Annotated in this window: 2 protein-coding genes; both read right to left on the bottom strand. The window is 68.3% G+C overall.

Annotated features, from left to right (window positions below):
• A partial coding sequence (locus NA3_RS35370) for a hypothetical protein (RefSeq protein WP_157126678.1) occupies window positions 1-314 on the bottom strand: 314 nt, incomplete at its 3' end.
• A 67-nt stretch (window positions 315-381) separates the two neighbouring features.
• A partial coding sequence (locus NA3_RS35365) for a hypothetical protein (RefSeq protein ID WP_218021967.1) occupies window positions 382-1057 on the bottom strand: 676 nt, incomplete at its 5' end.

Below are 1057 nucleotides of genomic sequence, written 5' to 3'. Positions count from 1 at the left end.
GGGTTCGCGGACACGGGCTCGGTTTCCGTTGTGGGGGACGAGAGTTGGGCTGCTTCGGCACCGTTGGTGCGGGCGCGTTCGACCCATTGGGGTGGGATACCGAGTTCGATAGCCAGCTGTTCGATCGCTTCGCGTTCGGCTTCCAACGCGTCCAGATGCGAACGCCACTCCTGCTCCGGGGTGCCGTCACTACCGTCGTAGCCGCCGAAACCACGCGTCTGCACCAACGCGTAGGTGCGTGCCAGTCTGTCGATGCGGGCCAGCAACTTCGCCTGCCACTGCTCCATCGATACTGCGGGACCGGGGTTGGTCATGGTTGTTACCTCTTCTGGCGGGTGAACCCGCTGGGAGTCCGTGGATCTGGGTGTGGGCAGGCGTGGCTCATAGCTGGGCCCCGTGATCGAGATCGGACCCAGGATGCTGTGGTGGGCCGGTGGGTGTGGGTGTGCCCCACCGGGTGTGGTCGGCCTCGGCGGGCAGCGCGCGGTCGATCGCGTCGGTGATGGGGTCGGCGTCAGCGCCGGCGGAGGAATGGGTTAGGAACGCTGCCGCTGCGGCGGTCTTCATGGCGTGCGGCGCGGGGATGCGCACCGGCTGCTCGGACAGGGCGACATCCACACGCAGGGTGATCTCCGTGGCGTCGCGTATGGCGCTGGTCTCGATGCCGGGACGGGCGTAGACGCGCCAGCGTTCCTCCACTGCGTCGGCGTCGTAGGTGTGGGCGGTGGCGGCCAGGAGTCGCTGCCACTCGCTGCTGGTGCGGGCCCACATTCCGGCGGATTCATCGACGGTGAGGCCGATCGCGTCGGCGATATTGCCGGCCCGGATCCACAATGCGCTCAGGTTGCGCTCGAACTGGGCCACCATCCACGGTTCGGGCTCAAAGGAGGGTGTATGAGTCACCCGGCGCATCCGGCGCGCGACGTCGATGGCGGCCATGTGCTGCATCTGCCAGACATCGCTGGCCACCCACGTCATGACATGCTCCCGGACCGCGTCGGTGCCGGGCTCGGGGCTGATGTCGGCTCGCCGCCCACTGCTGCCCGCGGCTCGGGCG

Source organism: Nocardia africana NBRC 100379 (assembly GCF_001612635.1).
GTDB lineage: Bacteria > Actinomycetota > Actinomycetes > Mycobacteriales > Mycobacteriaceae > Nocardia > Nocardia africana.
This window is presented reverse-complemented; position numbering and strand designations above follow the sequence as displayed.